We start from the raw sequence: 7,038 nt of genomic DNA, 5'->3' as shown, positions 1-7,038 counted from the left end.
CACTCAGCACTGTCACCGCCCCACCCCTTCCCTCGCCCCAGCAGGCTAGCCGCCGCTAACCGAACCGGGGGTACCCCCGCGAGTGGCGGGTTACCCCCGAGCCGAACCGGGGGGAACCCGCCGCTGCTGGAGGTACCCCCGGTTCGGGACTACTTGGTGCTGAAGGTGTAGGTGGTGGTGGAGGTGTAGGTCTGGCCGGGGCGGAGGACTGTGGAGGGGAAGTTCGGCTGGTTGGGTGAGTCCGGGAAGTGCTGGGTCTCGAAGGCGAAGGCGTCGCCCTGGCGGTAGGACTTGTTGCCGATGCCCTGGAAGGAAGCGTCCAGGAAGTTGCCGGTGTAGAACTGCGCACCCGGCTGGCTGGTGTGCACCGTCACCGTCCGGCCGTCCTCCGGCTCCCAGAACCGGGCCGCGAACCGCACTCCGTCGCCGTCCGGCTTACCGCCGAGCACGAAGTTGTGGTCGTACCCACGCCCGATCACCAGTTGGGGGTGGTCGTCGCGGATCCGCTTGCCGATCGCGGTCGCCTTGGTGAAGTCGAACGGCGTACCGGCGACCGGTGCGATCTCGCCGGTCGGGATCAAGCCGGCGTCGACCGGCGTGTACGACGGCGCGTTCAACTGCAGCACCGTCCCGTCGATCGAGCCGGTGCCTTCCCCGGTGAGGTTGAAGTAGACGTGGTTCGTCAGGTTGATCACGGTCGGCTTGCCGGCGACGGTCGCGAGGTAGTCGATCCGCAGGTTGTCCTGCTTGTCCAGCGTGTACGACACCGTGCTGGTCAGATCGCCAGGGAAGCCCATCTCGCCGTCCGGGCTGACATAGGTGAAGGCGACCCCGACGGCCTTGTCGGTCTGCACGACCTTGGCCTTCCACACCTTCTTATCGAAGCCGATGGTGCCGCCGTGCAGGGCGTTCTCACCGTTGTTGATCGGGATCTGGTACGACTGTCCGTCGAGGGTGAACTTCCCCTTGGCGATCCGGTTGCCGTAGCGGCCGACGGTGGCTCCGAAGTACGGGCTGAGCGCCGCATAGTCCGGCAGGTTGTCGAAGCCGAGGCTGATATTCTTGGTCCGGCCCCGGCGGTCCGGGGTCTCGACGCGCTGGATGGTGGCACCCCAGGTCAGCATCGAGATGGTGACCCGGCCGTTGGTGAAGGTGTAGACGTCGACCTTCACGCCTTCCGGCGTGGTACCGAACGGGTCCTTGCGGATCTGCAGGCGGCCGTGGTGTGAACCCATGGCGGCGACTCTAGCTTCCGGGGCGGCACCGGCCGTGCTCTGCAGTGCACCGGCCGCGGCGGCTCCGAGGCCGAGCGCGCCCGCGGTCCGCAGTACCTGGCGGCGGGGCAGGTGGTCAGGCATGGAATCCCCTCACTTTGTGGTCAATGGCCGTCGACGAGAACGTTTCCAAGCCGACCGGGGCACTGTAAGCAGGGATGTCCGGTGTTTGGAACAGTTCGTAACCGTGCGGATTCGTCCGATGACTGCCAAAGTCTCCGCGCCGGTCGGGATGGTGTGACCGGATCCGTCCGGTGCGGGCCCCGATGATGCCTGGTCGCGGGCGGTCCGCGCCGCTGACGATGGAGGCATGACACAGACAGCTCTGATCGTGATCGACGTCCAGGAGTCCTTCCGGGTCCGCCCGAACTGGCGAGCGGTGAACCACCCCGACATCGCCGACCGGGTCGGCCGGCTCGTCCAGGCGGCCCGGTCGCGAGGTGACCTGGTGGTCTGGGTGCTCCACACCGAGCCCGGTACCGGCAACGCCTTCGACCCGGCGATCGGCCACGTCCGGCTGATCGAGGGACTCGAGCCGCGCGAGGACGAGCCCGTACTGCGGAAGACCGCGCACAATGCCTTCACCACCACGAATCTGCAGCAACTGCTCACCCAGCAAGGGATTCGCGAGGTCGTGATCAGCGGGATCCGGACCGAGCAGTGCTGTGAGACCACCGCGCGGGTGGCCGCCGATCTCGGCTACGACGTCGTCTTCGTCAGCGACGCGACCGCGACCACGCCGCTACCGCACTGGACCACGCCGGCCGATGCGACGCTGGAGGCGATCCTGGCCGATCCGCGCACCCTCAGCCCCGAGGTGATCGTGGAGCGGACCGAGTACGTGCTGGCCGGGCGGTTCGCCACCATCCGGACGGTAGACGAGGTGGCGGGGCTGGCCGTGGCATCCTGACCGGATCATGACCAAGGTCGTCTTCTTCCTGGTGCCCAAGCTGCATCTGCTCGATCTGGCCGGGCCGGCCCAGGTCTTCTCGACCGCGAACGACCTCGGCCACAACTACGACCTGTACTACGTGGCCGAGGTCGGCGAGATCACGACCGCGCAGGGAGTCCCGGTCAAGGCGCAGCTGGATTGGCCGGAACTCGGGCCGGCCGACCTCATCGTCGTACCGGGGTGGCGGTCGCCCAGGTTGTCGCCGAACACGCCGATCGCGGCGCGTACGAAGCAGGCGTTACGCACGCATCATGCTGCTGGTGGTTCGGTCGCGAGCGTGTGTTCCGGCGCCGACGCGCTCGGTGCGGCGGGGTTGCTCGATGGGCGGCGATACACCACCCATCATGACCTGACCGACGAGCTCGCCGCCCGCTATCCGAAGGCGAGCATCATCAGAGACGTCCTGTACGTCGTTGACGACCGGGTGATCACCTCGGCCGGAATCGCCAGCGGGATCGACCTGGCTCTGCACCTGGTCGCGATCGAGCACGGTGCCGAAGCGGCCGCCCTGGTCGCTCGCCAAATGGTGGTCTACGCGCGACGCAACGGGGACGAGCAGCAGGAGAGCGCGATGCTGCGGCACCGCGGGCACTTGAGCGACGTGGCCCATCGCGTCCAGGACGTCATCGACATCCGGTACGCCGACCGGCTGCTGCTCGCGGATCTCGCCCGGGCGGCCGGCGTGAGCGAGCGGACGCTGACCCGGCTCTTCACCACCGCGACCGGTCTGACCCCGCTGCGGTACCAGCAACTGCTCCGGCTTGAACGCGCGGAACACCTGATCGGCCACGGCGCCACAGTCGAAGCCGCCGCCCGAGCGGTCGGCTTCGAGGATGCCCGGATGCTCCGCCGTCTCCGCGCCCGACCAGTCGCGGGGTAGACCTAGGTCTACCGGTGCCGGGGGGTTTGAGACTCCTGAGTTCTCCTGTAGTCCACGCCAGGCTTCTAGCTGCGGGCAGAGCGCCCCGGCGGGATCGGCGAGAGGTAAACCAGGATGAGCAGGGGAACGGTGACCGTGCGCGTAGCGCGGTGGAGTGCTACCCATCCGTGGCGGGCGATCGGCCTCTGGCTGTTGCTCGTCGTGGTCGCGGTCGGATTGTCGGCCATGGTTCCGAAACAAACGACGAAGGCCGACGACACCTGGATCGGTCAGTCCGGTACTGCGTCCGAACTGATCCGGCAGGCGGGTCTCGAGGGCAAGCCGAGCGAGACCGTCCTGCTGACGGATCCGGACGGCCCGCTCGACAAGACCGCGGCCACCACGGCGCTGGCGCAGCTCCGCGACAAGATGACCGCGATCGACGCGGTCGACGGGGTGGGGCAGCCGGTCTGGGCCGAGAACGGCAAGGCGGCGCTGCTCCCGATCGAGCTGAAGGGCAACGCGGACGATGCCGCCGACAACGTCGACAAGCTGGTCGCGGCGACGGGCGAAGTACAGCAGGCCAATCCGGGCCTGACGATCGAACAAGCCGGCAGCGCCTCGGTGGACGCCGGGATCTGGAAGCAGGTCGCCTCCGACCTCGCCAAGGCCGAGAAGCTCAGCCTGCCGATCACGTTCGCGCTGATGTTGCTGGCCTTCGGTGCCTTGATCGCGGCCGGAATCCCTGTCCTACTGGCGTTCTCGGCCGTCGGTGCGGCCCTCGGATTCTACGCGCCACTGTCCTACCTCTTCCCCGACGGCGGCTCGGTCGCCAACGTCGTCCTGCTGATCGGCATGGCGGTCGGTGTCGACTACTCCTTGTTCTATCTGAAACGGGAGCGGGAGGAACGGCGCCGCGGACACGGTACGGTGGACGCGATCGAGATCGCCGCGGCGACTTCGGGGCACTCGGTGGTTGTCTCCGGCTTCGCGGTGATCGTGTCGATGGCAGGCCTGTACGTCGCGAAGGACCCGATCTTCTCGTCGATGGCAACGGCAACGATCGTCGTCGTCGCCATCGCGGTCCTCGGCTCGCTCACGGTGCTGCCCGCCCTGCTGGCCAAGCTGGGACACCGGGTGGATCGCCCGCGCATCCCGTTGCTGTGGCGGTTGAACCGGCGGATCGGGCCCGGTGGCATCAGCCGGCGGATCCTCGCACCCGTGCTGCGCTTCCCCAAGATCGCACTGCTGATCTCAGCTGTCGCGGTGGTTGCGCTCGCAGTACCGGCGCTCGGGATGAAGACCGAGCCGGGCGGGTTGAGCACGTTGCCGCAAAGCATCCCCGAGGTCAAGACGATGACCGCGCTGCAGCAGAACTTCCCGTCCCAGGGGATGGCGTACGACGTGGTGGCCAAGGGCAACAATCCGGCAGCCGGTCTGGAGCAGCTCCAGCAGGCGGCGGTGGACAGTCGCGAGTTCGTGGTGACGCCCGGGGAATCGATCAAGAGCAACGGCGACACCGCGGTACTGACGCTGGTCTCGGTCCGGCCGGACACGAATGAGGATGCCAAGCAGGCGCTGGAGAAGTTGCGGAACGATCTGGTTCCCGCGGCACTGAACTCAGCGGGTGTCAGCTGGGCGGTCGGTGGGGAGACGGCTTCGGGCGTCGACTACGGGCAGCACCAGCGGGACCAGTTGCCCTATGTGATCGCGTTCGTGCTGGCTCTGACGCTGCTGATGATGATCTTCACCTTCCGCAGCGTGGCGATCGCCCTGGTGACCACCTTGCTCAACCTGGCGTCGGTGGCTGCCTGCTTCGGCGTCCTGTCACTGGTCTTCCAGCACACCTGGGCCGAGGGGTTGCTCGACTTCACCTCGCCAGGGTTCGTGATCTCGTGGATCCCGCTGTTCCTCTTCGTCATCCTGATCGGGTTGTCGATGGACTACCACGTGTTCGTGCTGAACCGGATCCGCGAAGGTGTCCGGGAGGGCCTGTCGCCGCAGGAGGCGGTGCGCAAGGGCATCACCGAGTCGGCCGGCGTGGTGACGAGTGCGGCGGCCGTGATGGTGTCGGTGTTCGCGCTCTTCGCGACGCTGGGCATGATCGAGATGAAGCAGATGGGGGTCGGGCTGGCGGTCGCGGTACTGATCGACGCCACCCTGGTCCGGATCGTGATGCTGCCTTCGATCATGGTGCTGCTGGGCCGCAGGGCCTGGTGGCCGAGCAAGTTCAAGGCGGCGGCGCCCGAGACCCGGGAACGGGAGCTGGTCGGCGTCTGAGAACGGTTTGAGTAGGAGGGGCCGGTGGGGTCATCCACCGGCCCCTCCTTCGGTCGTGGTCAGTGCAGCTTGTACGCCGCCGTCAGCTTGGTGATCGCGGTGCTCAGGTCACCGCTGAGCGCCAGGTGTTCGGCGTCCGAGGTCAGCTTCGAGGTGGCCTCGTCGAGGTTCTGGCCGATCTGGTCCTGAGCGATCCAGCGGGCCGCTCCGACCACCGCGTCGCCGTCGGCGAACGAGTCGGCCTTGGTGCGCTGCAGGTACTTCCCGGCCTGACCCACTGCGGCCAGTGCGGTGGTTGCCTGCGGCCCCGACCAGTCCTTCACCCGCAACGCCAGGTCGATGGTGATGACCGCGGCGAGCGCGTTCGGGTCCAGGAACCCCTTGCGCAGCAGTTCCTTCCTGGCGTCGGTGAGCTTCTGCCGGGCCGCCGCCTGGGTGGTAAGACCCCAGCCGTACGGGTACTGCGGGTCGTAGGAGGCATCGCCCACGTTGATCGGCTGCTGGGTCTCTGCCTTCGGCCACGTCACCGGCAGTCGCCCGCTGAACGGACGCTTGCCGAACAACACATCGGCAACACCGGCACCCTCGGTGCCCGGCAGCCACGACGCGACCAGGGCGTCGACCTCACCGAGCTGGTCCGCGATCACCTGCGGCCGGCCGGACACGATCAGGACGACACACTTCATCGCCGCGCAGACCTTGTCCACGGCTGCCCTGTCCGCATCGCTGAGCAGCAGGTCGTGACCGTTGCCGACGTCACCGATGCCCTCGGCGTACGGGCGCTCGCCGACCACGACGACACCGACATCGTGTCCCTCCAGCGGCGCCGAGGCGTCCTGGCTGAACGTTGCCGTCGGCACCACCTGCTTGATCCCGTCCAGGATCGTGGTGCCGGTCGTGGTGTTGCCGGAGCCACCCTGCCAGCTGATGCTCCAGCCGCCCATCTGGTTGCCCAGGTCGTTGGCGTTGCTACCGGCGACATAGACCTTGGAGGTCGATGCCAGCGGCAACACGTTGCCATCGTTCTTCAGCAGTACCTGGGACTTGGCCGCGGCCTCCCGGCCGACAGCCCGGTGCTCGGCCGAACCGATGGTGCTCAGCTTGCTGGTGTCAGAGTACGGCTGCTCGAACAGGCCGAGCTTGAACTTCTGCACCAGGATCCGGCTGACCGCGTCGTCGATCCTTGCCTGCGGCACCCGTCCGGCGGTGACCTCGCTGGTCAGCCCCTGGGTGAAGGCCTGGTAGTTCGTCGGCACCATGATCATGTCCAGCCCGGCGTTGATCGACGTCCGGATGTCGCTCGGGTAGTCCCCGGGCAGCTGGTCGATCGCCTGCCAGTCGCTGATCACGAAGCCGTCGAAGCCCATCTGGTTCTTCAGGACCCCGTTGATGAGTTCGGCGTTGCCGTGCATCTTTACCGGACCCTTGTCGTCACCGATGATGTCGACGCTCGAGTACGACGGCATCACGGTGCCGACGCCCAGGTCGACCGACGTCTTGAACGGGTCGAGGTGGATCGCCTGCAGTTGCTGCGGGGTGACCTCGGTGATGCCTTGGTCGATCTTGTAGGAACCGGTCGTCGAGGAGCCATACGTAGTGCCGCCGTCGCCGACGTAGTGCTTGGCGGTGGCGAGCACGTGGGTGTTCTGCTTCAACTGGCTTCCGTCTGCCTT

At 67.2% G+C, this 7,038-nt stretch carries 5 protein-coding genes; 3 read left to right on the top strand and 2 right to left on the bottom strand.

What is annotated here, in order from left to right; genetic code table 11:
• Window positions 1-149: 149 nt before the first annotated feature.
• Window positions 150-1,358, bottom strand: coding sequence for an aldose epimerase family protein (locus VFG33_RS09330; RefSeq protein ID WP_325024511.1), 1,209 nt, complete (start codon window positions 1,356-1,358; stop codon window positions 150-152).
• A gap of 226 nt (window positions 1,359-1,584) precedes the next feature.
• Between VFG33_RS09330 and VFG33_RS09325 the strand changes: the two genes are divergently transcribed.
• The 3 genes from VFG33_RS09325 (at window position 1,585) to VFG33_RS09315 (ending at window position 5,365) form a co-directional block, all read left to right on the top strand.
• Window positions 1,585-2,184: a cysteine hydrolase family protein gene (locus VFG33_RS09325; protein ID WP_325024509.1), complete on the top strand. Its 600-nt coding sequence runs from the start codon at window positions 1,585-1,587 to the stop codon at window positions 2,182-2,184.
• A 7-nt stretch (window positions 2,185-2,191) separates the two neighbouring features.
• Window positions 2,192-3,106, top strand: coding sequence for a GlxA family transcriptional regulator (locus tag VFG33_RS09320; RefSeq protein WP_325024508.1), 915 nt, complete (start codon window positions 2,192-2,194; stop codon window positions 3,104-3,106).
• Window positions 3,107-3,220: 114 nt separating this feature from the next.
• Entirely contained in the window at window positions 3,221-5,365 is a 2,145-nt protein-coding gene (locus VFG33_RS09315; protein WP_325024505.1) for an MMPL family transporter, read from the top strand.
• 59 nt (window positions 5,366-5,424) lie between these two features.
• On the opposite strand, the gene VFG33_RS09310 is transcribed toward VFG33_RS09315, so the two are convergent.
• Window positions 5,425-7,038, bottom strand: a 1,614-nt coding sequence (locus VFG33_RS09310; RefSeq protein WP_325024503.1) for a glycoside hydrolase family 3 protein, incomplete at its 5' end; no start/stop codon positions are given.

Source organism: Kribbella sp. (assembly GCF_035687465.1).
Classification (GTDB): domain Bacteria; phylum Actinomycetota; class Actinomycetes; order Propionibacteriales; family Kribbellaceae; genus Kribbella.
This window is presented reverse-complemented; position numbering and strand designations above follow the sequence as displayed.

Excerpts from the sequence above, each read along its gene's own strand:
- VFG33_RS09325 (WP_325024509.1), top strand. The coding sequence starts at position 1,585 with ATGACACAGACAGCTCTGATCGTGATCGACGTCCAGGAGTCCTTCCGG.
- VFG33_RS09320 (WP_325024508.1), top strand. The coding sequence starts at position 2,192 with ATGACCAAGGTCGTCTTCTTCCTGGTGCCCAAGCTGCATCTGCTCGAT.
- VFG33_RS09315 (WP_325024505.1), top strand. The coding sequence starts at position 3,221 with ATGAGCAGGGGAACGGTGACCGTGCGCGTAGCGCGGTGGAGTGCTACC.
- VFG33_RS09330 (WP_325024511.1), bottom strand. The coding sequence starts at position 1,358 with ATGCCTGACCACCTGCCCCGCCGCCAGGTACTGCGGACCGCGGGCGCG.